24 protein-coding genes are annotated in these 22,435 nt (G+C 63.7%); 8 read left to right on the forward strand and 16 right to left on the reverse strand.

What is annotated here, in order from left to right; genetic code table 11:
- Positions 1–161 precede the first annotated feature (161 nt).
- From AC0L3S_RS24965 to grxD, 4 genes are read right to left on the reverse strand one after another with little or no spacing between them, the layout of a single operon-like run.
- Positions 162–1,424: a serine hydrolase domain-containing protein gene (locus AC0L3S_RS24965; protein WP_473281930.1), complete on the reverse strand. Its 1,263-nt coding sequence runs from the start codon at positions 1,422–1,424 to the stop codon at positions 162–164.
- Between the two features lies 1 nt (position 1,425).
- Positions 1,426–2,712: a serine hydrolase domain-containing protein gene (locus tag AC0L3S_RS24970; RefSeq protein ID WP_473281932.1), complete on the reverse strand. Its 1,287-nt coding sequence runs from the start codon at positions 2,710–2,712 to the stop codon at positions 1,426–1,428.
- Positions 2,713–2,759: 47 nt separating this feature from the next.
- Entirely contained in the window at positions 2,760–3,311 is a 552-nt protein-coding gene (locus AC0L3S_RS24975; RefSeq protein ID WP_473259082.1) for an O-acetyl-ADP-ribose deacetylase, read from the reverse strand.
- Between the two features lie 3 nt (positions 3,312–3,314).
- Positions 3,315–3,641 carry a Grx4 family monothiol glutaredoxin gene (gene grxD, locus AC0L3S_RS24980; RefSeq protein WP_007602294.1) on the reverse strand — a complete coding sequence of 109 codons (327 nt, stop codon included), beginning with the start codon at positions 3,639–3,641 and terminating at the stop codon, positions 3,315–3,317.
- A gap of 241 nt (positions 3,642–3,882) precedes the next feature.
- Here grxD and egtB point away from each other — a divergent pair, with 241 nt between their 5' ends.
- Together egtB and egtD are read left to right on the forward strand one after the other, a co-directional pair.
- Positions 3,883–5,181, forward strand: a complete 1,299-nt coding sequence (gene egtB / locus AC0L3S_RS24985) for an ergothioneine biosynthesis protein EgtB (protein ID WP_473281934.1) — start codon at positions 3,883–3,885, stop codon at positions 5,179–5,181.
- A gap of 53 nt (positions 5,182–5,234) precedes the next feature.
- Positions 5,235–6,206 carry an L-histidine N(alpha)-methyltransferase gene (egtD, locus tag AC0L3S_RS24990; RefSeq protein WP_473259087.1) on the forward strand — a complete coding sequence of 324 codons (972 nt, stop codon included), beginning with the start codon at positions 5,235–5,237 and terminating at the stop codon, positions 6,204–6,206.
- Positions 6,207–6,231: 25 nt separating this feature from the next.
- On the opposite strand, the gene AC0L3S_RS24995 is transcribed toward egtD, so the two are convergent.
- Complete coding sequence (locus tag AC0L3S_RS24995; protein ID WP_473282054.1) at positions 6,232–7,425, reverse strand: low temperature requirement protein A; 1,194 nt, start codon at positions 7,423–7,425, stop codon at positions 6,232–6,234.
- A 24-nt stretch (positions 7,426–7,449) separates the two neighbouring features.
- On the reverse strand, positions 7,450–7,686 hold the full coding sequence (locus AC0L3S_RS25000) for a BolA/IbaG family iron-sulfur metabolism protein (RefSeq protein WP_007602284.1): 237 nt from the start codon (positions 7,684–7,686) through the stop codon (positions 7,450–7,452).
- A 210-nt stretch (positions 7,687–7,896) separates the two neighbouring features.
- On the opposite strand from AC0L3S_RS25000, the gene AC0L3S_RS25005 reads away from it, so the two are divergent.
- Positions 7,897–8,256, forward strand: coding sequence for a DUF427 domain-containing protein (locus AC0L3S_RS25005; protein ID WP_027567668.1), 360 nt, complete (start codon positions 7,897–7,899; stop codon positions 8,254–8,256).
- Between the two features lie 121 nt (positions 8,257–8,377).
- Here the strand turns inward: AC0L3S_RS25005 and AC0L3S_RS25010 are convergent, their stop codons facing one another.
- On the reverse strand, positions 8,378–8,551 hold the full coding sequence (locus tag AC0L3S_RS25010) for a DUF1328 domain-containing protein (RefSeq protein ID WP_007602280.1): 174 nt from the start codon (positions 8,549–8,551) through the stop codon (positions 8,378–8,380).
- A 189-nt stretch (positions 8,552–8,740) separates the two neighbouring features.
- On the opposite strand from AC0L3S_RS25010, the gene AC0L3S_RS25015 reads away from it, so the two are divergent.
- Positions 8,741–9,919 carry an acyltransferase family protein gene (locus AC0L3S_RS25015; protein ID WP_473282056.1) on the forward strand — a complete coding sequence of 393 codons (1,179 nt, stop codon included), beginning with the start codon at positions 8,741–8,743 and terminating at the stop codon, positions 9,917–9,919.
- A gap of 123 nt (positions 9,920–10,042) precedes the next feature.
- Here the strand turns inward: AC0L3S_RS25015 and purL are convergent, their stop codons facing one another.
- The gene (purL, locus tag AC0L3S_RS25020) at positions 10,043–12,253 is read right to left on the reverse strand and encodes a phosphoribosylformylglycinamidine synthase subunit PurL (RefSeq protein ID WP_473281936.1); all 2,211 of its coding nucleotides are present in this window, start codon (positions 12,251–12,253) and stop codon (positions 10,043–10,045) included.
- 183 nt (positions 12,254–12,436) lie between these two features.
- On the opposite strand from purL, the gene AC0L3S_RS25025 reads away from it, so the two are divergent.
- Both AC0L3S_RS25025 and AC0L3S_RS25030 read left to right on the forward strand, forming a co-directional pair.
- Complete coding sequence (locus AC0L3S_RS25025) at positions 12,437–12,916, forward strand: PaaI family thioesterase (protein ID WP_473259096.1); 480 nt, start codon at positions 12,437–12,439, stop codon at positions 12,914–12,916.
- Positions 12,917–12,991: 75 nt separating this feature from the next.
- Positions 12,992–13,948 carry a DMT family transporter gene (locus AC0L3S_RS25030; RefSeq protein ID WP_473281938.1) on the forward strand — a complete coding sequence of 319 codons (957 nt, stop codon included), beginning with the start codon at positions 12,992–12,994 and terminating at the stop codon, positions 13,946–13,948.
- On the opposite strand, the gene AC0L3S_RS25035 is transcribed toward AC0L3S_RS25030, so the two are convergent.
- Positions 13,949–14,923 carry a tripartite tricarboxylate transporter substrate binding protein BugD gene (locus AC0L3S_RS25035; RefSeq protein WP_473281941.1) on the reverse strand — a complete coding sequence of 325 codons (975 nt, stop codon included), beginning with the start codon at positions 14,921–14,923 and terminating at the stop codon, positions 13,949–13,951.
- Positions 14,920–15,621: a phosphoribosylformylglycinamidine synthase subunit PurQ gene (gene purQ / locus AC0L3S_RS25040; RefSeq protein WP_473259103.1), complete on the reverse strand. Its 702-nt coding sequence runs from the start codon at positions 15,619–15,621 to the stop codon at positions 14,920–14,922. The genes AC0L3S_RS25035 and purQ overlap by 4 nt, the downstream gene beginning before the upstream one ends.
- 165 nt (positions 15,622–15,786) lie before the next feature.
- On the opposite strand from purQ, the gene AC0L3S_RS25045 reads away from it, so the two are divergent.
- Positions 15,787–16,803, forward strand: a complete 1,017-nt coding sequence (locus tag AC0L3S_RS25045) for a magnesium and cobalt transport protein CorA (protein ID WP_018455523.1) — start codon at positions 15,787–15,789, stop codon at positions 16,801–16,803.
- 10 nt (positions 16,804–16,813) lie between these two features.
- Here AC0L3S_RS25045 and purS read toward each other — a convergent pair whose 3' ends face one another.
- Both purS and purC read right to left on the reverse strand, forming a co-directional pair.
- On the reverse strand, positions 16,814–17,056 hold the full coding sequence (purS, locus tag AC0L3S_RS25050; RefSeq protein ID WP_007602264.1) for a phosphoribosylformylglycinamidine synthase subunit PurS: 243 nt from the start codon (positions 17,054–17,056) through the stop codon (positions 16,814–16,816).
- A 12-nt stretch (positions 17,057–17,068) separates the two neighbouring features.
- Complete coding sequence (gene purC, locus AC0L3S_RS25055) at positions 17,069–17,836, reverse strand: phosphoribosylaminoimidazolesuccinocarboxamide synthase (RefSeq protein WP_171944915.1); 768 nt, start codon at positions 17,834–17,836, stop codon at positions 17,069–17,071.
- A 309-nt stretch (positions 17,837–18,145) separates the two neighbouring features.
- Between purC and AC0L3S_RS25060 the strand changes: the two genes are divergently transcribed.
- Positions 18,146–18,469: a DUF1476 domain-containing protein gene (locus tag AC0L3S_RS25060; RefSeq protein WP_473259107.1), complete on the forward strand. Its 324-nt coding sequence runs from the start codon at positions 18,146–18,148 to the stop codon at positions 18,467–18,469.
- Positions 18,470–18,524: 55 nt separating this feature from the next.
- Here the strand turns inward: AC0L3S_RS25060 and cynS are convergent, their stop codons facing one another.
- From cynS to AC0L3S_RS25080, 4 genes are all read right to left on the reverse strand, one after another.
- Entirely contained in the window at positions 18,525–19,007 is a 483-nt protein-coding gene (cynS, locus tag AC0L3S_RS25065; protein WP_007612142.1) for a cyanase, read from the reverse strand.
- Positions 19,008–19,023: 16 nt separating this feature from the next.
- On the reverse strand, positions 19,024–19,947 hold the full coding sequence (locus tag AC0L3S_RS25070; protein WP_473259110.1) for an ABC transporter ATP-binding protein: 924 nt from the start codon (positions 19,945–19,947) through the stop codon (positions 19,024–19,026).
- A gap of 5 nt (positions 19,948–19,952) precedes the next feature.
- The gene (gene ntrB, locus AC0L3S_RS25075) at positions 19,953–20,795 is read right to left on the reverse strand and encodes a nitrate ABC transporter permease (protein WP_473281943.1); all 843 of its coding nucleotides are present in this window, start codon (positions 20,793–20,795) and stop codon (positions 19,953–19,955) included.
- Positions 20,796–20,955: 160 nt separating this feature from the next.
- Positions 20,956–22,335, reverse strand: coding sequence for a CmpA/NrtA family ABC transporter substrate-binding protein (locus tag AC0L3S_RS25080; RefSeq protein ID WP_473281945.1), 1,380 nt, complete (start codon positions 22,333–22,335; stop codon positions 20,956–20,958).
- Positions 22,336–22,435 lie beyond the last annotated feature (100 nt).

The following is a 22,435-nucleotide window of genomic DNA, read 5'->3' on the forward strand; positions in this document are numbered from 1 at the left end:
AAGCAGGTTCCCGGCGAGAGGATGCCGCAAAAAGGGATTGACTAACCAAGGCCCGTTACAGAAGCCCGGATGGAGCGCAGCGAAATCCGGGGCGACATCGGCAGCGGTCCCGGATTGCGCTTCGCTCCATCCGGACTACGACAGCGGGGCTAGACGAAAAGCTACCGGCCCATCGCCTGGTAGATCAGTGTCTTCAGCGTCAGTTGAATCCGGCCGCGCTGCGTCGGGGTCTGCACCATGAAGATCCCGAACAGATCGTCCTCGGGATCGATGAAGAAAAACGTGCCGCCGACGCCGTCCCAGCGATATTCCCCGAGCGGCCACGCCGTTCCAGGGGGCACCGAGGTGCGCACGGCAAAGCCGAGACCGAAGCCCGAAGACCCGCCCGGATAATAGTTCTGATCGCGCGCGATCTTCGTTTCCGGCTCGATATGATCCGAGGCCATCAGCGCGATGGTTTCTGGCTTGAGATAGCGCCGGCCCTGATAAGTGCCGCCGTTGAGCAGCATCTGGGCGAAGCGGGCATAGTCACCGACTGTGCCGACCATGCCGCCGCCGCCCGATTCCCAGATCGCGGGCCGCCTGATGTCACGGACCTGCGTCGTCGGATTGATGTTGCGATCCTCCGGCATCGGCTCGGCGATGAGCGGGAATTTGGCGGGATCTGCGACGAAGAAAGCCGTCTCGGTCATGCCGAGCGGATCGAGCAGCCGCTCCTTCTCGAATTGCAGCAGCGTCTTTCCGGCAATGATTTCGACAACGCGGCCGAGCACGTCGGTGGAATAGCCGTAATCCCACACCGTGCCGGGCTGCTCGACCAGCGGCAATGTGGCGATCTTGGCGGCGAATTCGGCGTTGGTCAGATTGCTGTTGAAGAGATTGGCGTCCGCGTAGAGCTCGCGGACCATACCGCCGCCGTAATAGCCGTAAGGCAGCCCTGAGGTGTGGCGCAGCAGATCCTTGATCGTGATGGGTCGCTCCAGCGGCTCCAGCGCCAGGGCGACTTTGCCGTCCTCGGCCTTCCTCTCGATGCCGACCTTCATGCCGGCAAAGGCCGGAATGTATTTCGAGACGGGATGGTCGAGCGAAAGCCTGCCCTCCTCAACCAGCATCATCGCCATGACTGAGGTGACCGGCTTCGACATTGAGTAGAGGCGGAAGATTGTGTCGGCGCTCATCGAGAGTTCGGTCGCGACGTCGCGGACGCCGAAATTCTGGTAATACACCGGCTTGCCGTGCTGCTGAAGCAGCAGGATGGCGCCGGGGATCTTGCCGGTGGCGACCTCGTTGCGGATGTAGTCGGAAACCTTCGTCAGCCCCGCGGGCGAGAGCGGGCGGGCCGCAGGTCTCTCCGAGCCCGCCTTCGCAACGATGCCGCCGGCGAGAAGGACGAGCGCCGCGACCAATGCGCGGCGCCCGAACATGTCAATTCTCCATCGCTTCATAAACCAGCTGCTTCAATGTCCGCTGCACGCGCTGGCGCTCGGTCGGGGTCTGCTCCAGCAGAACGAAGAACATGTCCTGCTTGGGGTCGATCACGAAATAGCAGCCGGAGGCGCCGTCCCATTTCAATTCGCCGAGATCGCCGGGCGGCGGCGGTTTGGCGTTGCCGGGATCGGTGCGGACCGCAAGTCCGAGACCGAAGCCGAAACCATCGCCGGGGAAGTAGAAATAATCGCGATCGACGCCCGATTTGGGGCCGATCTGGTCGGTCACCATCAGCTTGAACGTCTCCGGTTTGAGAATCGTCTTGCCGTCGAGGCTGCCGCCGTTGAGCAGCATCTGCGTAAAGCGCTCATAATCGGCCATGGTCGTGACCATACCGCCGCTGGCGAACTGGATCTTCTTGACGACCGTCGGATCGTTGATCCGCCCGACCCGGAAATCGCTGTCGTTCGGCACCGGCTGCGCCAGCAGCTTCTGCTTCTCGGGATCGGTGACGAAGAAGCCGGTGTCGACCATGCCGAGCGGGTCGAGCAGCTTCTCCCGCTCGATCTCGATCAGCGGCTTGCCGGCCGCGACCTCCATCACCCGCGCCAGGATGTCGGTGGAATGGCCGTATTGCCACAGTGCGCCCGGCTGGTTGTGCAGCGGAAGTTTTGCGATGCGCTCGGCGAACTCCGCGAGGTCGAAATCGCCGGCATAGATGTTGGCCTCGCGATAGGCCTTGCGGACCAGGCTGTCGCCGTAGAAGCCGTAGGTGACGCCCGAGGTGTGCGTCATCAAATCGTGCACCGTCATCGGCCGGTTCGGCGGCACGAGCTCGAGCGACTTGGTGCCGTCCTCGGCCTTCTTCTCGACGCCGACTTTCACATTGGCAAAGGACGGAATGTATTTCGAGACGGGATCGTCGAGCTTGATCGTACCTTCCTCGATCAACTTCACTGCGACAACGGAAGCGATCGCCTTGCTCATCGAGAACAGACGGAAGATCGTCTTGTCGGTGATCGGCGCCTTGCTGACCGCGTCCTGCACGCCGAAGACTTCGTGGTACACCGGCTTGCCATGTTGCTTGATGAGCACGTTTGCGCCGGCGATCTTGCCGGTCGCGACCTCGTTCTTGAAGAACTCGGTGATCCTGGCGAGCTTGTCCGGATTGAAATGCGCACCGGCCGGAATCTCGTAGGTGCCCTCCGCCCGCGCGAACGACATCGTACCCAACGACACAAGCGCGGCGCAGACCAGCGCGCGCAGTCCAGATTGTGCAATCATATCCCCTCCCCGGAACATGGCCCGGCGGGAGTGTACCGACCGCGTCATCAGGCACAAGGGCCGCCATACCGCGCCAAAACGTCCGCGTGCAGAGCCGCGCTCTTTTCCGAGAAACAACAAAATATGGCGTCGGCGACCAGCGGCGCGGCCGGCAGGGCTTCAATGGTTGCATGGACCGCAATCTTTGCGGCCTGGTCGGCCGGAAAGCCGTAAACCCCGGTTGAAATTGCGGAGAACGCCACGGAGGTCAGCTGATTGGCCTCACAGAGCTCAAGCGCACGGCGATAGCAGGAGCCCAGCGCCTCTGCCTCACCGCAAGTGCCGCCGTGCCAGACCGGGCCGACGGCATGAATCACATGGCGCGCAGGGAGAAGGTAGCCCGTGGTGATCTTGGCATCGCCGGTCGGGCATCCTCCGAGCTTCCGGCACTCGGCGAGAAGCTCGGGCCCGGCCGCCCGATGAATCGCGCCATCGACGCCGCCCCCGCCCAGGAGCGACGTATTGGCCGCGTTGACGATGGCGTCAACGCTCAGCGTGGTGATGTCAGCAACGACGACCTTGAGCTCCGCGCCGCCGATCCGGCGCGTCAGCTGGGTCACCTATCAGGCCGCGACAGCGACGCCCTTTTCGGAGAAGAGCTGCTGCAATTCACCGGCTTGGAACATCTCGCGGACAATGTCGCAGCCGCCGACGAACTCGCCCTTCACATAGAGCTGCGGAATGGTCGGCCAGTTCGAATAGTCCTTGATGCCGTTGCGCAGTTCGGCGGATTCGAGAACGTTGAGGCCTTTATAGCCGACGCCGATGTGGTCGAGGATCTGGACGACCTGGCCGGAGAACCCGCACTGCGGAAATTGCGGTGTGCCCTTCATGAACAGAACCACGTCGTTCGACTTCACTTCGTTGGCGATGAATTCCTCGATGCTCATATCCGTGTCCTTATGGGGCGGAGCCCACTCCAATCGCTTCGGGCCGGCTCAGCCGATTTAACCCGATCCTTGCCTATATATGTAGCCCAAACCGTTGTGCATCCAAAGTAAAATGGCGGCGAGCGGCCGCTGGGCGGACCTCTCTCGGCACCGCCGGCCCGTTGCATGATGGCACGAATATCATGGTCAGGGAGGACTTTCATACCGTCCCGGAGCCCCTATCTAGGACGAACCCGGCGTTTTGGAACCCGGCAACGCCAACAACGTTCTCTTGTCCTGTCTGGAGAAAAACGTGACGAAACAAGCCTCCGCTACGGCCAGTCCGCCGCTTTCGTCACCGTCGGTCGACCCGAGCAACCTCGCCCGGCGGCTTGAGGATGCCTTTCTCACCGTCCGCAACGAGACCGAGCGCCGTGCCGCGCCGCTCTCGCCGGAGGACCAGCAGATCCAATCCATGCCGGATGCGAGCCCGGCGAAATGGCACCGGGCGCACACCACTTGGTTCTGGGAGCAGTTCGTGCTCCGCGAACATTGCCCCGGCTACCAGCCCTTCCACCCCGATTTCGCCTTCCTGTTCAATTCCTATTACGTCAGCGCAGGGCCCCGTCATGCCCGGAATCACCGCGGCGACATCACCCGTCCCAGTGCAAGCGAGGTCGGCGCCTATCGCAGTTATGTCGATGCTGCGGTCGTGAAGTTCTTCCGCGAGGCCGGCGAGGACAAGCTCCGTGCCCTCGCCCCATTGGTCGAGGTCGGGCTCAATCACGAGCAGCAGCATCAGGAATTGATGTTCACCGATATCCTGCACGCCTTTGCGCAGAACCCGATCTATCCCGCCTACGATCGGGACTGGCGCTTTCCGTCCGCAACGCGCGTCGGCAACGACTGGCTGATTCTCAACGAGGGCATCCACACCGTCGGCCATGTCGAGGACAGCTTCCATTTCGACAACGAGAAGCCGGCCCACCGCGCGCTCGTCGGCCCGGTCAAGATCGCACGCAATCTCGTCACCAATGGCGAATGGCTGGCCTTCATGCGCGATGGCGGCTACGCGAACGCAACACTGTGGCTGATGGACGGCTTTGCCGCCGCCAACAAGGACGACTGGCAGGCCCCGGGCCATTGGCGCGAGGTCGACGGCCAATGGCAGGTCATGACGCTGGCCGGCCTCAAGCCGGTCGACCCCGACGCACCGGTCTGCCATGTCAGCTATTACGAGGCCGACGCCTTCGCGCGCTGGGCCGGAAAGCATCTGCCGACCGAGATGGAGTGGGAGGTCGCGGCCCGCGCGGGCCAGCTCAACGATGCCTTCGGCATCGTCTGGCAGTGGACCCGCAGCTCGTATTCGCCCTACCCCGGCTATCGGGCGATCGAAGGCGCGCTCGGCGAATACAACGGCAAGTTCATGGTTAACCAGCTGGTGCTGCGCGGCTCTTCGCTTGCAACCCCGGAGGGGCACAGCCGTATCAGTTATCGCAACTTCTTTTATCCGCACCACCGCTGGCAGTTCACGGGACTGCGGCTTGCCGACTACGAGTAAAATTCTCATCCGACGACAAAATGCGCGCCGGACAGCGCGTTCAGGAGAGTACCATGAATGTGCACGCCAGCGCTTTGGCCGAAGCCCATCTTCCCGACGAGCAGACCACTGCCTTCGCGCGCGAGGCCATTGAGGACCTCTCGCAGCAGCCGAAAAAGCTGTCGCCGAAATATTTCTATGATGCGGCCGGATCGGAATTGTTCGAGGCAATCACGCGCCTGCCCGAATATTACCCGACGCGCACGGAGCTTGCGATCCTGAAGGAGCGCGGCAGCGAGATCGCGAAAATCATCCCGGAGCACGCGGCCCTTGTCGAATTCGGCGCAGGCGCGACCACAAAGGTCCGCCTGCTGCTCAACCACTGCAAGTTCGCGGCCTATGTGCCCGTCGACATCTCCGGCGATTTCCTGACGGCGCAGGCGAACGGCCTGAAGCGGGATTTTCCGTCACTCGGCATCTACCCGGTGGCGGCCGACTTCACCACCCCGTTCGAGCTGCCCAAGGCGGTGGCGCCGATGCCCAAGGTCGGGTTCTTCCCGGGCTCGACCATCGGCAATTTCGAGCCGCATGAAGCGCAGGCCTTCCTGAGCAGCGCGCGCGCCATCCTGGGCCGGGGTGCGCAGATGATCATCGGCGCCGACCTTGAGAAGGAGGAGCGCCTGCTCCACGACGCCTATAACGATGCCGCCGGCGTCACCGCACGTTTCAACCTCAATGTACTGGTGCGGATCAATCGCGAGCTCGGCGGCAATTTCGATCTCTCCGCCTTCACCCATCGTGCGATCTACAATCGCGAGCGGCACCGCATCGAGATGCACCTGATCAGCAAGAAGAGCCAGACCGTGCGCCTGCTCGGCACCAGCTTTTCGTTCCGCCCGGGCGAGAGCATTCATACCGAGAACAGCTACAAATACAGCATCGAGCGTTTTGCCGCGCTGGCGCAGGGCGCGGGCTGGCGGGTGCGCGAGAGCTGGACGGATGCCGCGAAGATGTTCTCGGTGCACGCGCTGGAGGCGGCGGAGTAAGCGCTCTGGCGCCGATGGCGCCGGCTCAATGCTCCCCAGCCTCGTCCGGCGCCGATCCCAGCGACACCGACTCCCACACCGCAACGACGATCATGATCACCGTCGCGGCGACCGACAGCCATAGAGGGGACAGCTCGGCAGCGAACCACGACAGCGCCGCGAGCGCGATGATGCCAATCCCGTGCGAGAGCTGGAGGAAGCCGCGGATCGCGTGCTTGAACAGGATGGTGCCAACAAGGAATAGCAAGGGACCGCCGATCGTGCTGACGATGGTCCTGATGTCTGAATGGCCGAGCGGATGCTTCAGCACCAGCTCGTCGGAGACCGCGGTCAGGATGATGCCGGCGACGATCGGCATATGCAGATAGGTATAGGCGAGCCGCGCCAACCGGCCGGATTCGGCGGATTTCGAGATGCGCTCGGCGCCGGCCTCGGCGCCCTTGTGGAAATAGACCCACCACATCGCGATGCTGCCGACCAGCGCGGAGACGAAGGCCAGAATGTTGTCCGCGGTCCAGCCCAGTTCGGCAAAGGTCGCGCCGTTGACGACGACGGCCTCGCCAAGCGCGATGATGACGAAGAGCGAGCAGCGCTCGGCCATGTGGCCGCCTTCGACGGCCCAGGCCTCCACCGACGAGAAGCCCAGCTTGGGGACCCAGAAGCGCACCGCCGGCGAGATGTATTCGATCGTCAGTGCCACGATCCAGAACCACAGCCGCGTCTCGTCATGGGTGAGGCCGCCGAGGATCCAGAAGATTGCGGAGACCGAGAGCCACGTCAGGATGCGGATCGCATTGTGCCGGACCGCAGTTCGATGCCGCGGCGTTGCAAACATCCAGAAGGCGGTGCGCCCGACCTGCATGGTTGCGTAGGCGATCGCGAACCACAGGCCCCGCCCCTCGAAGGCGGTCGGGATCGTCGTCGACAGCACGAGGCCGCCCAGCATCATCAGGAAGATCAGGATGCGGACCGGCGTCAGCTCGGGATCGAGCCAGTTGGTGACCCAGGCGGTGTAGACCCACACCCACCATACCGCGAGAAACAGCACCGCGACGTGCACGGCACCGAGCGGGGTGAAATGGTGCAGCAATGTGTGCGAGACCTGCGTGATCGCGAAAACGAAGACCAGGTCGAAGAACAGCTCGGCATTGGTGACGCGGCTGTGCTGGTTCGGCAGGATGACGCGGAACATCGCGCCGCGCGGATTGTCCGCAGCCATCGTCATCCCCCCGTCACGATCAGATCAGGCGCCCGGCACCCCGGTTTGCAGCGCCAGCGCATGCAGCACGCCGCCCATCTGGCCGCGCAGGGACTGATAGACGATCTGGTGCTGCTGGACGCGGGACTTGCCGCGGAAGGTCTCCGAGATCACGGTCGCGGCATAGTGATCGCCGTCCCCGGCGAGGTCACGGATGGTCACCTCGGCATCGGGGATCGCCGCCTTGATCATCGCCTCGATATCGTGGGCGTCCATTGGCATTCGGGTCGTGCTCCTGTCTCGGCTGCAATCAGCCTTGTCGTCGAATCGCTGCCGGGGTCCATATCTGCAAAGCCAAACTTGCCGGCGGGGCCAAACTTAGCGTGAACGGCCTTCTACGTCACGCCTTCCGGCACTATATCGGTGATCCGATCTGGATAAAGCCACGACAAAGTGCCGCGCGCGGCAGAGTGATCGAAAAGGCGTGAAATCATGAAGCTTCCAGGGCCCGACCACCCCATCACCATTACCCCAAATCCCCGGCGCGTCCGCGTCACGGCCGGCGATATCGTGATCGCCGAGACCACCAAGGCGCTGACGCTGAAAGAGGCGAAATATCCGGCGGTGCAATATGTGCCGCGACAGGACGCCAACATGGCGCTGCTGGAGCGCACCGACCGCGTCACCCACTGTCCCTACAAGGGGGATGCGAGCTATTACAGCGTCAAGGCCGACGGCAAGACGCTGGATAACGCGATCTGGACCTATGAGGCGCCCTTCCCCGCGATGACCGAGATTTCCGGTCATCTCGCCTTCTATCCGGACAAGGTGAAGATCGAGGAAGTGGGGTAGCTGCTTGCGTCATGGCCGGGCTCGCCCCGGCCATCCACGTTCTTGGCCAATCGCGGATACAGCGACGTGGATGCCCGGGACAAGCCCGGGCATGACGACTGGGAATGCTGGAGCAGCCCCGCTACGCCCTGAATATCGTGAGCCCCAGGATCAGCAGCACCAGGAAGATCGCGACGAACACGTAGAACAGGAAGCGGGCGATGTCGGCGGAGGCGGCCGAGATGCCGGTGAAGCCGAGCACGCCGGCCACGATCGAGACAAGTAAGAAGATCAGCGCCCATTTCAGGATCGTCATCGCCAGCTCCGAAATTGTACCGCTTGCCGCGGTCCCAAGCCCTTTTGGCGAACGCTAACTTCGTCGCGGGGAACTGGTTCCTAGCGGTCTTGAGACCTGCGGGCGTCCCAAACGACCCTTGCTGAATCCGGTTCCCGGCGGCAAAGTCCGGCCGGGACGGAAAGCGCGACCGGGGCGGCCACGATGACGATGTCACATTCAGCGACGATCGGCGCAGAGGCGCACGCGGTGCCGAAGGCCAAGGCGCGCAATCTGTCGCTCGATCGCGCCCGCACCTTCCTCACGCTGGTGGTGCTGCTGCACCACGCCGTCATTCCCTACACCTATTTCGGGCACACCGACCCGGCGTCCTGGGCCGGTTTCGACGTGATCGTGCTGGCCACCGACAGCTTCTTCATGGCGATGTTCTTCTTTCTGTCGGGACTGTTCACCTGGTCGGGCATCGCGCGCAAGGCGCCGTCAGTTTTTCTCCGCGACCGCCTGTTGCGGCTCGGGCTGCCGTTCGCGATCGCGGCGTTCACCGTCATCCCGCTCGCCTATTACGCGATCGCGCTGCGGCACGATCCCGGGCTGAGCTTCACGGCATTCTGGTGGAAGACGATCACGGTTGGCCCGTGGCCGAGCGGCCCGATCTGGTTCGTGTGGGTGCTGCTGGCGTTCGACCTCACCGCGAGCCTGCTCTACCGGGTCTCCGCGCATCTGGTCGACCCAGGCAACCGCGTGTCGCTGCGCGGATTCGACCAGCCGGCTGTATTCTGGCTGCTGCTCGTCGTCGTCACGACCATCGCCTACGTGCCGGCGCTGCTCTATTTCGGCGGCAGCAAATGGTTCGAGCTCGGGCCGTTCTCGGTGCAGGCAAGCCGCATCCTGCTCTACTTCGCCTATTTCTTCATCGGCGTCAGTGTTGGAGCTGCGAACTTCGACCGCGGCATCCTCAGCGCCGGTGGCCAGTTGCCGAAACAGCGCTGGCTGTGGGTGATCGCGACGCTGATCCCCTACTGCCTGATGTGGGGCATGATCTACATCAAGCGCGAAGTTCTGGGCAATCCAGACCCGCAGCCGCACTGGTACCAGGCCATCTACGGCACGTTCTTCGTGCTGTTCTCAGGTTCGATCCTGCTTGCGATTCTCGCGTTCTTCCTGCACCAGAAATCGCCGGGCCCGAACCTGCTCGACCGCATGCAGGCGGACGCCTACGGCATCTTCCTGGTGCACTATCCGATCGCGTTGTGGATCCAGTACGCGCTGTTCGACTATACGCTGCCTGCGATCGTGAAAGCCACGATCGGCTTCGTGCTCACGGTGATCTTGAGCTGGGGCCTGACGGCGGGCTTGCGGAAGATTCCGGGGGCCACGCACGTATTGTGAGGCCGAGCTCTTTCCATTCGTCATTGCGAGGAGCTCTTGCGACGAAGCAAATCCAGAGTGCCTCGGCGGTGAGGCTCTGGATTGCTTCGCTGCGCTCGCAATGACGGAGTTTGCGGAAGCGCCTTACGCCGCCTTGCCGCCCATATACTCCGGCAGCCAGCGCTCGAACGAGGTTCGCAGCGCCTTGATCGTTACAGGTGCCTCGCCCGCGATCGCGAGGGCGTCGCCGCCGGTGGTGCCGATCCGCACGCAGGGCACCTCGCAGCCGCGCATCTTGGCGAGCACGCGGCCGGCTTCCGTTTCCGGCACGGTAACGAGATAGCGCGCCTGGTCCTCGCCGAACCAATAGGCCTGCGGCACCAGCGCGGTCGGCGCCGCGAGCAGTTTTGCGCCGATGCCGCTCGCCATCGCCATCTCGGCGAGCGCGATCAAAAGGCCACCGTCGGAGAGATCGTGCACGGCGGTCGCGGTGCCCGCATGGATCATGCCGCGCACGCAGTCGCCGTTGCGCTTCTCGGCCGCGAGGTCGACCGGCGGCGGCGCGCCCTCCTCGCGACCGCAGATGTCGCGCAGGTAAACGGACTGGCCGAGCCAGCCATGGGTCTCGCCGATCAGGAGGATCGCCTCGCCCTCGGCCTTGAAGGCAAGCGAGGCCGACTTGGTGAAGTCGTCGAGCAGGCCGACGCCGCCGATCGAGGGCGTCGGCAGGATCGCGCGGCCGTTGGTCTCGTTGTAGAGCGAGACATTGCCGGACACGACCGGGAAGTCGAGCGTGCGGCAGGCTTCCGAGATACCCTTCAGGCAGCCGACGAACTGGCCCATGATCTCGGGCCGCTCGGGATTGCCGAAATTTAGGTTGTCAGTGATCGCGAGCGGCTTACCGCCGACGGCGGTGATGTTGCGCCAGGCTTCCGCCACCGCCTGCTTGCCCCCTTCAAACGGATCGGCTTCGCAATAGCGCGGCGTCACGTCGACGGTCAGCGCCAGGCCCTTCGGACCGTCCTGCACCCGCACGACGGCGGCATCGCCGCCCGGACGCTGCATGGTGTTGCCGAGAATGACGTGGTCGTACTGCTCCCAGACCCAGCGCTTGCTGCACATGTCGGGCGTGCCGATCAGCTTTTCGAGCGCGGCACCGAGCCCCATCGGGGCCACCACTTCGCGCGCATGCACGACCGGCAAAGCGGCGGAGGGGACATGCGGGCGGTCATAGAGCGGCGCCTCGTCGCCGAGCTCCTTGATCGGCAAATCGGCCATGACGTCGCCGCCATGCTTGACCACGAAGCGCTTGCTCGGCGTGGTGTAGCCGACCACGGCGAAATCGAGGCCCCACTTCTTGAAGATCGCCTCGGCCTCTTTCTCCTTCTCGGGCTTGAGCACCATGAGCATGCGCTCCTGGCTCTCCGAGAGCATCATCTCGTAGGCGCTCATGCCGATCTCGCGCGTCGGCACCGCATCGAGATCGAGATCGACGCCGAGGTCGCCCTTGGCGCCCATCTCGACCGCCGAACACGTCAGCCCCGCCGCGCCCATGTCCTGGATCGCGATGACGCAGCCCTTCTCCATGATCTCGAGACAAGCCTCTAACAGCAGCTTCTCGGCGAAGGGATCGCCGACCTGCACGGTCGGACGCTTCTCCTCGGACTTGTCGTCGAACTCGGCCGAGGCCATCGAGGCGCCGTGGATGCCGTCGCGGCCGGTCTTGGAGCCGAGATAGACGATCGGCATGTTCACGCCGGAGGCGGCCGCATAGAAGATCTTGTCGGTATCGGCGAGGCCGACCGCCATCGCGTTGACGAGAATGTTGCCGTCATAGCGGGTGTGGAAGCGCACCTGACCACCGACCGTCGGCACGCCGAAGGAATTGCCATAGCCGCCGACCCCGGCGACGACGCCGGAGACGAGATGCCGGGTCCTGGCATGTTCGGGCGCGCCAAAACTCAGCGCGTTGAGGCAGGCGATCGGACGCGCGCCCATGGTGAAGACGTCGCGCAAGATGCCGCCGACGCCGGTGGTCGCGCCCTGGTACGGCTCGATGTAGCTCGGGTGGTTGTGGCTCTCCATCTTGAAGACCACGGCCTGGCCGTCGCCGATGTCGATCACGCCGGCATTCTCGCCCGGGCCCTGGATCACCCAGGGCGCCTTGGTCGGCAAGCCCTTCAGATGGAGGCGGGAGGACTTGTACGAGCAGTGCTCGTTCCACATCGCCGAGAAGATGCCGAGCTCGGTGAAGGTCGGCTCCCGCCCGATCAGCTTCAGGATGCGCTCATACTCGTCGGGCTTGAGCCCGTGGGCGGCAATCAGCTCGGGGGTGATCTTGGGTTCGTTCTTCATGGAATTTGGGCTTTCGGCAGCAGTTGGCCGTTCTTAGGAACATCGGGCGGCTTGGAAAAGCCCTTTATGGCGCATTTTCCCGCTGTCCCACGTTTTGCGGCCGGGGGCTGCGGGAACAGGAATTGCACAGCGCGGACAGATCGGATTTAAGGGCAAAAGACCCGCAATTGAAGGCCCATTTCCTTGCACGAATTGACCAAAGCGCCCCCGCCTCGCCGCCCCGACCTCCACATCGCCACCGATGGGGAATTCCAGGGCTGGCGAACCTGGATTCGCGACAGTTTTGAGAGCCATATCGGCCCGTTCTGGCACAAGATAGAAGACGACGGCAGCGTCCGCTCGGCGTTCCGGGTCGAGAAAAAGCACCTCAACGGCTCCGGAAACGTCCATGGCGGCTGCTTCATGGCGTTTGCCGACTATTGCCTGTTCGCGATCGCCACCCACGAGCTGGATGGGCCGGCCGTGACCACCAATTTCGCCTGCGACTTCCTCGACGCGGCGCGCGAAGGCGAGTTGATCGAATGCGTCGGCGAAGTCTCCCGCGCCGGCGGCTCGCTGATCTTCCTGCGCGGCAAGCTGACATCAGGCGGGCGGCCCCTGTTCACGTTCTCCGGCACGATCAAGCGGGTGAAGCGGAAGCCTGCACCGCAGCCAAACGCATAGCTCGCTACCTTTCCTTTTGGCGCCCCGTCGCCCAGACTTGTATCGAGCGCTGTCGCGCCGGGGAGCAACACCAAGGTGCCGCAGAGCACACCGCCGACGGCTCGCGCCACGGCCCCGCAATTGCCGTCCATGCCCGCCGCCGGCGCGCGCAACTGGCGCGACTATGCGCTGCTGGTCGCGCTGGCCTGCTGCTGGAGTTCAACCTATCCGCTGGCCAAGCTCGCGCTGGATACGATCCCGCCCGTGACCTTCATCTCGGCGCGCTCGCTGATCGCGGCCGCCTTCCTGTTCGCGATCCTGTGGATGCGCGGCGTCAGGATCCCGACCGACGCGAAGGCCTGGAAGCTGTTCGCGGTCCAGCAATTGATCAACTCGACCGTTCCGTTCTTGATCATCACCTGGTCGCAGCTCTATGTGCCGGCGTCGAACACGGTGGTGCTGGCCTCGACCACGCCGATCTTCGCCTTCCTGATCACCTCGCTGATCACGCGTCACGAGCCGGCAACGCTGCTGAAGCTGTTGGGTGCGATTCTCGGCCTTGCCGGCACCATCGCCATCGTCGGCTTGGATGCGCTGCGCGGCTTCGGCAGCGAGATCGTGGCGGAGATCGCCATCCTGCTCGCCACCATCTCGTTCGCCTGCGCAACCATCTTCGGGCTGCGGCTGTCCGAATATGATCCCATGGTGGTGGCAGCCGGCTCGCTGCTGTTCGGCGGCCTCGTGCTGCTGCCGCCTTCGCTGATCATCGACCAGCCATGGACGCTGCACCCGACGCCGACCGCGATCATGGCGACCATCGTCATGGGCATCGTCTCCAGCGCCTTGGGGCTGATGCTGTTCTACATGTGCCTCGGCAGGCTCGGCACGCTGACGACGAACGCACAAGGCTATTTACGCATCCCGATCGGCGTCGGCCTCTCCGTAATGCTGCTCGGCGAGAGCGTGCCCTCGAACCTGGCGTTGGGACTGGTGCTGGTCATGGCGGGCGTCGCCGCGATGACGGTGCCGACGGAACGGCTGAAACGGCGCTAGCTATGGCTTGGCGTCGTCCGCCAGCATCTTGCGGTACTTCTCGATGTCGCGCGTCACGAGCTTTTGCAGCACCTCGGGCGTGTGCTCGTCGGCATCGGGGGCCACGGTCGAGAGGTCGGCGAACCGCTTCTTCACCGCGTCGGTTTCGACCGCCGTGCGCGCAGCGGCATTCAGCTTGGCGATGACCGCCGGCGGGGTGCCCTTGGGCGCGAACAGGCCATTCCAGCCCTGCGCTTCGAATTCGGGCAGGCCGGCTTCGGCCGACGTCGGCAGATCCGGCACTGTCGCGAGCCGCACGGTCGAGCCGACCACGAGCCCGCGCGCCAGCTTCTCGTTGATCGACTGCGAGACGGAGGCTGCCGCATCGCAGACGCCGTCGATCTGGCCGCCGATGGCGTCGGTGAGCGCGGGCGCGGCGCCGCGATAGCCGACCAGCGTCGCGTCGATCCCCGCGGCTGTGATGAAGCTCTTGCAGATCAGGTAATTCGAAGAGCCGACGCCGGCATGGCCGAGATTGATCTTGCCGGGGTTCGCCTTGGCGTAGGCGACGAACTCCTTCAGATCCTTCGCCGGAAAATCCTTGCGCACGGCGATGATGCCGAACGTTTTCGCCACCATGGCAATCGGCACGAAGGAGTCCGGCGTGAACGGCAGTTTGAGATAGATCGTATAGGTCGCGGCGTTGGTGCCGGCATTGCCGATCGCAATGGTGTAGCCGTCAGGCTCGGCGCGGGAGGCGCGCGCCAGTGCGGTCGAGCCGCCGGCGCCGGCGACGTTCTCGATCACCATGGTCTGGCCGAGCGCGATGCCCATCTGCTCGGCAACGGTGCGCGCGATCACGTCGGACGTGCCGCCGGCCGCGAACGGCACGATCATCGTGACGGGACGCTTGGGGAAATCCTGCGCGAACGCGGCCGTCGCGAACGCAACGACGGCGACAGCGGCCGAGAGCCGCTTCAGCACGAACGCAATCACGCGGCTTTTTCCAGATGCGCGGTGAGGCCGGCGAACAGGCCGCGGCCGTCGGTGCAGCCCATGATGTCTTCGACGTGGTTTTCCGGATGCGGCATCATGCCGAGCACGTTGCCCTTGTCGTTGACGATGCCGGCGATGGATTGCGCGGCGCCATTGATGTTGCTGACATCGTCGATCGCGCCGTCGGCCGAGCAATAGCGGTAAAGCACGCGCCCCTCGCCTTCGAGCCGCTTGATGGTCTCCGCGTCCGCCGCATAATTGCCCTCGCCATGCGCGATGGGCACGCGGATCACCTGCCCTGCATTGTAGCCGCGCGTGAACGGCGTGTCGGAGCGCTCGACACGGAGATGCACGTCGTGGCAGATGAATTTCAGCCGCGCATTGCGCATCAGGACGCCGGGCAAGAGGCCGGATTCGCAGAGGATCTGAAATCCGTTGCAGACGCCGAGCACGAGGCCGCCCTTGGCCGCGTAGTCGCGCACCGCGTCCATCACCGGCGCCCGCGCCGCAATCGCGCCGCAGCGCAGATAATCGCCATAGGAGAAACCGCCGGGCACCACCACGAGGTCGGTGCCATCGGGCAGCGACGTCTCGGCATGCCAGACCATTGTGGGCTCGCTCCCCGAGATCAGCCTCAAGGCACGCGCCATGTCGCGCTCGCGGTTGATTCCGGGAAAGACGAGGATGGCGGCTTTCATGGCAGAGGTTCCGAACGAGGATTGGAATGGGGCTGGCACGACTGCCAAATCGGCAGCAGACATATCCATTTGACGGGGATTTTACCAGTGCTAGCCTTGGCGGCGAGCGTTGTGCACAGGCCATAGCCCGCCATTCGGCCGATCGATTCGCCCGGGATTAAAGCCATGAATGTCCCGTCGCTGCCCGCATCCCTCTCCGAGCCGGTGTCCACCGAGGGCGTCATTGCCGCCGGTGCCTATGTCGACGGCCGGCGCGTCGCCAATATCGCCATCAGCGAGGCCTCGAGCTGGCGCGCGAAACCCGGCCACGTGGTCTGGATCGGGCTGCACGAGCCTGACATGGCGCTGCTCAGCGCGGTGCAGAAGCAGTTCGACCTGCACGAGCTCGCCATCGAGGACGCCAACCACGCCCATCAGCGACCGAAGATCGAGCAATATGGTGAGGCCCTCTTCATCGTGGCGCGGACCGCGCAGCTGATCGAGGGCCGGATCGCCTTCGGCGAGACGCACATCTTCGTCGGCGAAGGCTATCTGGTCTCGGTGCGGCACGGCGCGTCGACGTCCTACACGCCGGTGCGCGAACGCTGCGAAAGCTGCCCGCGAGCGCTCGCGCGCGGCGAGGACTACATCCTCTACGCCATCCTCGATTTCATCGTCGACAACTACTCGCCCGTGCTCGAGAGCATTCACGAAGAGGTCGAGAGCATCGAGGATGACGTGCTCTCCAAGGCGATCAGCAAGGCGCAGATCGAACGGCTCTACATGCTGCGCCGCGACCTCTTGCGGCTCCGGACCGCGATCGGCCCTCTGGTCGAGGTCTGCCGCCGGCTCGAGCATGACGAGCTGGCGATGGTGCGCGCGACGATGCAGCCGCTGTTCCGCGACGTCACCGACCACGTCAGGAACATCCAGGAGCGGATCGATTCGATGCGCGAGGTGCTGGCCTTCGCCTTCGAAGCAAGCCTGCTGGTCGGCCAGGCCCAGGAGACGGCGGTCTCCAAGAAGCTTGCCTCCTGGCTCGCGATCATCGCGATCCCGACCGCGCTTGCCGGAATCTACGGCATGAACTTCAAGCACATGCCGGAGCTGGACTGGGAGTACGGCTATTACACGCTGCTCGGCGTGATGCTGACGGCGTGCGGCGCGCTGTACTGGCGCTTTCGTCGGGTCGGATGGCTGTGAGCCATCCCGTTCACCCGATCAGCTCGACCCGATAATTCTCGATCACGGTGTTCGCCAGCAGCTTGTCGGCGGCGTCCTTCAACGCCGCCTCCGCCTTCGCCTTGTCGGCGCCGGCGAGCTCGATGTCGAACACCTTGCCTTGGCGAACGCTGGCGACGCCGTCGACGCCGAGCGACTTCAACGCACCCTCGATCGCCTTGCCCTGCGGATCGAGGATGCCCGTTTTCAACGTAACGGTAACACGTGCCTTCACGTCAGATCCCTCTTAGCTCTTCACCAGCACCGGGCCGGAGCCCGCCGGACGCTCGTTCTCCATGAGAATGCCGAGACGCTTGGCGACTTCGGTATAGGCCTCGAGCAGCCCACCGAGATCCCTGCGGAAACGGTCCTTGTCGAGCTTCTCGTTCGACTTGATGTCCCACAGACGGCAGCTATCCGGCGAGATCTCGTCGGCGACGATGATCCGCATCATGTCGTTCTCGAACAGTCGGCCGCACTCCATCTTGAAGTCGACGAGGCGGATGCCGATGCCGAGGAAGAGACCGGTGAGGAAGTCGTTGACACGGATGGCAAGCGCCATGATGTCGTCGATCTCCTGCGGCGTCGCCCAGCCGAAAGCAGTGATGTGCTCTTCCGACACCATGGGGTCGTTGAGCTGGTCGTTCTTGTAGTAGAACTCGATGATCGAACGGGGCAGCTGCGTGCCCTCCTCGATGCCGAGGCGCTGCGACAGCGAGCCGGCGGCAACGTTCCGCACCACCACTTCCAGCGGCACGATCTCGACTTCGCGAATCAATTGCTCGCGCATGTTGAGGCGGCGGATGAAATGGGTCGGCACCCCGATGTCGTTGAGGTGCTGAAACAGGTACTCCGAGATCCGGTTGTTGAGGACACCCTTGCCCTCGATCACCTGGTGCTTTTTCGCATTGAACGCGGTGGCGTCGTCCTTGAAGTGCTGGATCAGGGTACCGGGCTCCGGGCCTTCGTAAAGAACCTTTGCCTTGCCTTCATAAATGCGACGCCGACGGCTCATGGGGATGTACCGTGTTTTGTTGAAATCCATGTATCTGGTGTGCTCCGGTTGACGAGACTACGACCCACAGCGGAGCTGCCGTGAACGGCCCGGAACCCCTAGAAACAGAACGGGAACCCAGCCTGAGGCAACCTATCCGATTGGCTGTCCCAGCACAATCGATCCGGCCGTCCGGCATCAAACTTATACCGTCTTGCCTGCGGCTTAACGGCTCGTTGTTTTGCCGATTCGTGCCCCCTATCTAGGCATGCACCGGGGCTCTCGCAACGAGGGCCAGCCGGGTCCAGTCAGCAGGGAATTGGAAAAGGCATGAGCACGTTGGACAAGCGCGAGGAAGGCTTCGAGAAGAAGTTCGCCCTCGACGAGGAGCAGAAATTCAAGGCGGAAGCCCGCCGCAACCGCCTGCTCGGGCTGTGGGCGGCCGAAAAGCTCGGGATTACCGGCGATGCCGCCACGGCCTATGCCAAGGAGGTGGTCGCGGCCGATTTCGAGGAAGCCGGCGACGCCGACGTCCTGCGCAAGGTCATGGGCGATTTCGCCGCCAAGAACGTCGCCGTCACCGAACACGCGATTCGCGCCAAGATGAACGAGCTGATCGCGGTGGCGGCGGCCGAGGTGAAGGCCGGGAAATAAGGCGAAAGCGTCATTCCGGGGGCACGTCGAGGACGCGCCCCCCGGAGCCAACAAGCTATCCCTCCTTGAACCCGTATTCCGGCACGTTGCCGCTGGCGCCATAATATTTGTACGGCAGGAATTTGCCGCTCATGGTGATCTTGACGCGGTCGCCCTTCGGGTTGGGCAGGCGCTCCATCACCATGTCGAAATCGATCGCCGACATGATGCCGTCGCCGTACTCCTCCTCGATCAGCGCCTTCCAGGCCGGACCGTTGACCATGACCAGCTCGTAGAAACGATAGATCAAGGGATCGGTCGGCGGCATCGGCATGCCGCGCATCGGCGTCTCGTTCAGCATCGTGGTCTCGGCCTTCGTCAGGCCGAAAAGCTCAGCGGCGTTTGCGGCCTGCGGCTTGGTCAATTTCATTTGGCCGAGGATCGCGCCTGTTATCAGCACCTCGGAATAACCGCCGATCTGCTCGCAGATGTATTTCCAGGTCCAGCCCTTCTCGCGCTTGATGTCGAGCAGCTTCTCGGTGAGGTCTTCGCGTTTCATGTCAGGGTCTCCTTTTTCAAGCAGTCAGCCCGGGACTCGTCCCGGGTATCCAGGTCTGTCGTTGCTCGTCGCCACCGGACGCGACGGTCAGTCCGGGCTTGCCGATACGCACCACCGGCACATTGCGCGGATCGTGACCGGGCGTCTCGGCCGCGAAAGTCTTGCTGCGCGTCACCAGGAAATCAACGATGTGGTTGCGCAGCGCGTAGTACAGCGGATGGCGGTGCAAATCGGTGCGGCCGCGATCCCGCGGCAACGGGTTCTCGACCACTTCCGCCAGCACCGCGCCGGGTCCATTGGTCATCAGAAAAATCTTGTCGGCGAGATAGATCGCTTCGTCGACGTCATGGGTGATCATGAACGCGGTCTGCCCGGTCTCCAGACAGATGCGCCGCACCTCGTCCTGCAGCGTGCCGCGCGTCAGCGCGTCGAGTGCCGAGAACGGCTCGTCCATCAGCATCATCTTTGGCGTGATGGAGAGCGCACGCGCGATGCCGACGCGCTGCTTCATGCCGCCGGAAAGCTCGGAAGGTCGCTTGTGTTCCGAACCCGTCAGGCCGACGAGATCGATAAATTTCTGCGCATGCGCCTTCACCTTGGCGCGATCCCAGCTCCGCCATTTCGAGCTCACGGCGTAGGCAACGTTGCCGAGCACGGTGCGCCAGGGCAGCAGCGCATGGCTCTGGAAGATCACGGCGCGATCGAGGCTCGTCCCTGAAATGGCCTGCCCGTCGACGATCACCGCGCCCTCGCTCGGCGCGTCGAGACCGGCAAGGATGTTGAGCACCGTGGTCTTGCCGCAGCCGGAATGGCCGATCACGCAAGCGAACTCGCCGCGCGCCATCGACAGCCACAGATTCTCGAAGACCGCAGTTGTCGCGCCGTCCGCGCCCGGATAGCGCTTTGCGATTGCTTCGATGGAGATGAATTTTTCGGTCAACGGCCCTACTCCGGAAACGTGACCATGCGCGTGAAGCGCGCGAGGATCTGGTCGAGCAGCATGCCGACGATCCCGATCAGCAGGATCGCGATGATGACGTTGGTGATCGACAAATTATTCCACTCGTTCCACACGAAATAGCCGATGCCGGTGCCGCCGACGAGCATTTCGGCCGCGACGATCACGAGCCAGGCGATCCCGATCGAGATGCGCATGCCGGTCAAAATCGTCGGCGCCGCTGCCGGGAGGATCACGGTGAAGGCGCGCCTGATCGTTCCGACCTCAAGCGTTCGCGCGACGTTGATCCATTCCTTGCGTACGCTCGCGACCCCGAACACGGTGTTGAGCAGCATCGGCCAGATCGAGCAGATGAAGATGACGAAGATCGCGGAGATCGAGGAATCCTTGATGGTGTAGAGCGCGAGCGGCATCCACGCCAGTGGCGAGATCGGCTTCAGCACCTGGATGAAGGGATCGAGCGCCTGGCTTAGCAGCGGCGACATGCCGATCAGGAAGCCGAGCGGGATGGCGACGAGCACGGCAAGCAGATAGCCGGCGCCGACGCGCGCGATCGAATAACCGAGCTGGATGCCGAGCCCCTTGTCGTTCGGCCCGTTGTCGTAGAACGGCCTCCTCAAATGCTCCCAGAGCTTTGCGCCGACATCGAACGGTCCGGGCATGGCAGATTTTCCCTGCGTCGCGGTCAGGCCCATCAGCTTGGCGTATTCCGCGCTCATCGTGGCCACCGGTGCCGTCGAGCGCACGGCGAGATGCCAGACGCCGAGGAACGCGACGAGCAGCACGATCGATACCAGGCCGGCGCGGAGACGGAGGGAGGCGGTGGTCATCGCGCAAAACCTCTCCACGCGTCGTCCCGGCGAAGGCCGGGACCCATAACCACCGAGCTGGCTTGTTGTGCGGGATATCCGCCCGCGCGGCCCATCGCGAGAGCACGGCGTATGGGTCCCGGCCTTCGCCGGGACGACGGTGTTGAGAAAGCGCGGCCTCTCACGACGCCTTCCTGATCTTGAAGCCCGCCAGATAATCCTCGGGCTTGGCCGGATCGAAACTCTTGCCCATCACCGCGAACGATTTGTAGCTACCGGCTGGCGGCGCCAGGCCCATCTCGGTCATCAGCTTCCTGGTGTCGGTGGCGAGATACACCTGCTCGGCGATCGCCTTGTAGTCGACGTCGCCCTTGATCTGGCCCCAGCGCTTCATCTGCGTCAGCATCCACACCGCGAAGGACTGCCAGGGGAACGGATCGAAATCGACGCGCTTTTCATCCGTCTTCACGCCGCCGAGGCCGTCGGCATAGGTGCCGGTCAAGACCTGCTCCAGCACCGTGACCGGCGCGTTGATGTAGTTCGCCGGCGCGATGGCTTCCGCGATCTGCTTGCGATTCTCCGCCTTCGACGCATAGGCGGTGGCATCGACGATCGCGCGGGTTAGCGCTGCAAAGCTGTTCGGCGCCGTGGTGATGAACTCGCGGCTGGCGGCGAAGCTGCAGCAGGGATGGCCGTCCCAGATTTCCTTGGACAAAAGATGCATGAAGCCGACGCCGTCATAGATCGCGCGCTGGCAGATGTTGTCGGGCGCGAGGAAGCCGTCGATGTTGTCGGCGCGCAGGTTTGCCACCATTTCCGGCGGCGGTACCGAACGCAGTTGCACGTCGGTGTCGGGGTCGATGCCGTGTTCGGCGAGATAGTAGCGCAGCAGATAATTGTGCATGGAATAGTCGAAGGGGATGGCGAATTTCATGCCCTTCCAGTCCTTCGGGTCGCGCTTGTCCTTGTGCTTGCTCGCCAGCACGATGCCCTGCCCGTTGATGTTCTCGATCGCGGGCACGGCGAACGGAATGGCGTTGGCACCTAAGCCAAGCGAAATCGCCAGCGGCATCGGCGCCAGCATGTGCGCGGCGTCGTATTCCTTGTTGATGGTCTTGTCGCGGATCACGGCCCAACCGGCGGTCTTGACCACGTCGACGTTGAGGCCGTGCTTGGCATAGAAGCCCAGCGGCGCGGCCATAATGATCGGCGTGGCGCAGGTGATCGGGATGAAGCCGACCTTGAGATCCTTCTTTTCCGGCGTGCCGGCTTGCGCAAAGACTTCGGTGGCGGTCTGAAGCGGGAAGAACTGCGACAGCGCGGCCAGCGCGGTGGAGGCACCGACCGACTTCAAGAATGCGCGCCGCGCAACGTCCTGCGGAAACATCGCGCGCATCACGGCAGAGGCGACGACGCCCTCGTAGCGCTTCTCTTCGCTCTCGACGGGATCACAGCGCAACGCGGTGGCCTGTTCGTGCTCAGCCGCGGATTGATGCTGACCACAGGCACAGCCGGCTCGCAGGTTGCGATCGGGATCAAACGGATTGTCGAAAGTGGACATCGGACCTCCTGCGCGTCATTTGCGAGGAGAATTACGCAAGGAGCATGCCATCACCTCCAGGCCGGCCAGTGCCCTGATGACGCAGCACTTTCGCTCACGC

It is taken from the genome of Bradyrhizobium sp. Ken01 (genome assembly GCF_055807355.1).

Excerpts from the sequence above, each read along its gene's own strand:
- AC0L3S_RS25080 (WP_473281945.1), bottom strand. The coding sequence starts at position 22,335 with ATGTCCACTTTCGACAATCCGTTTGATCCCGATCGCAACCTGCGAGCC.
- AC0L3S_RS24965 (WP_473281930.1), bottom strand. The coding sequence starts at position 1,424 with ATGTTCGGGCGCCGCGCATTGGTCGCGGCGCTCGTCCTTCTCGCCGGC.
- AC0L3S_RS25010 (WP_007602280.1), bottom strand. The coding sequence starts at position 8,551 with ATGACGATCCTGAAATGGGCGCTGATCTTCTTACTTGTCTCGATCGTG.
- AC0L3S_RS25000 (WP_007602284.1), bottom strand. The coding sequence starts at position 7,686 with ATGCCAATGGACGCCCACGATATCGAGGCGATGATCAAGGCGGCGATC.
- purL (WP_473281936.1), bottom strand. The coding sequence starts at position 12,253 with ATGAAGAACGAACCCAAGATCACCCCCGAGCTGATTGCCGCCCACGGG.
- AC0L3S_RS24970 (WP_473281932.1), bottom strand. The coding sequence starts at position 2,712 with ATGATTGCACAATCTGGACTGCGCGCGCTGGTCTGCGCCGCGCTTGTG.
- purQ (WP_473259103.1), bottom strand. The coding sequence starts at position 15,621 with ATGAAAGCCGCCATCCTCGTCTTTCCCGGAATCAACCGCGAGCGCGAC.
- egtD (WP_473259087.1), top strand. The coding sequence starts at position 5,235 with ATGAATGTGCACGCCAGCGCTTTGGCCGAAGCCCATCTTCCCGACGAG.
- cynS (WP_007612142.1), bottom strand. The coding sequence starts at position 19,007 with ATGAAACGCGAAGACCTCACCGAGAAGCTGCTCGACATCAAGCGCGAG.
- AC0L3S_RS25015 (WP_473282056.1), top strand. The coding sequence starts at position 8,741 with ATGTCACATTCAGCGACGATCGGCGCAGAGGCGCACGCGGTGCCGAAG.
- AC0L3S_RS25045 (WP_018455523.1), top strand. The coding sequence starts at position 15,787 with ATGAATGTCCCGTCGCTGCCCGCATCCCTCTCCGAGCCGGTGTCCACC.
- AC0L3S_RS24995 (WP_473282054.1), bottom strand. The coding sequence starts at position 7,425 with ATGGCTGCGGACAATCCGCGCGGCGCGATGTTCCGCGTCATCCTGCCG.
- AC0L3S_RS25060 (WP_473259107.1), top strand. The coding sequence starts at position 18,146 with ATGAGCACGTTGGACAAGCGCGAGGAAGGCTTCGAGAAGAAGTTCGCC.
- grxD (WP_007602294.1), bottom strand. The coding sequence starts at position 3,641 with ATGAGCATCGAGGAATTCATCGCCAACGAAGTGAAGTCGAACGACGTG.
- ntrB (WP_473281943.1), bottom strand. The coding sequence starts at position 20,795 with ATGACCACCGCCTCCCTCCGTCTCCGCGCCGGCCTGGTATCGATCGTG.
- AC0L3S_RS25005 (WP_027567668.1), top strand. The coding sequence starts at position 7,897 with ATGAAGCTTCCAGGGCCCGACCACCCCATCACCATTACCCCAAATCCC.
- purC (WP_171944915.1), bottom strand. The coding sequence starts at position 17,836 with ATGAGCCGTCGGCGTCGCATTTATGAAGGCAAGGCAAAGGTTCTTTAC.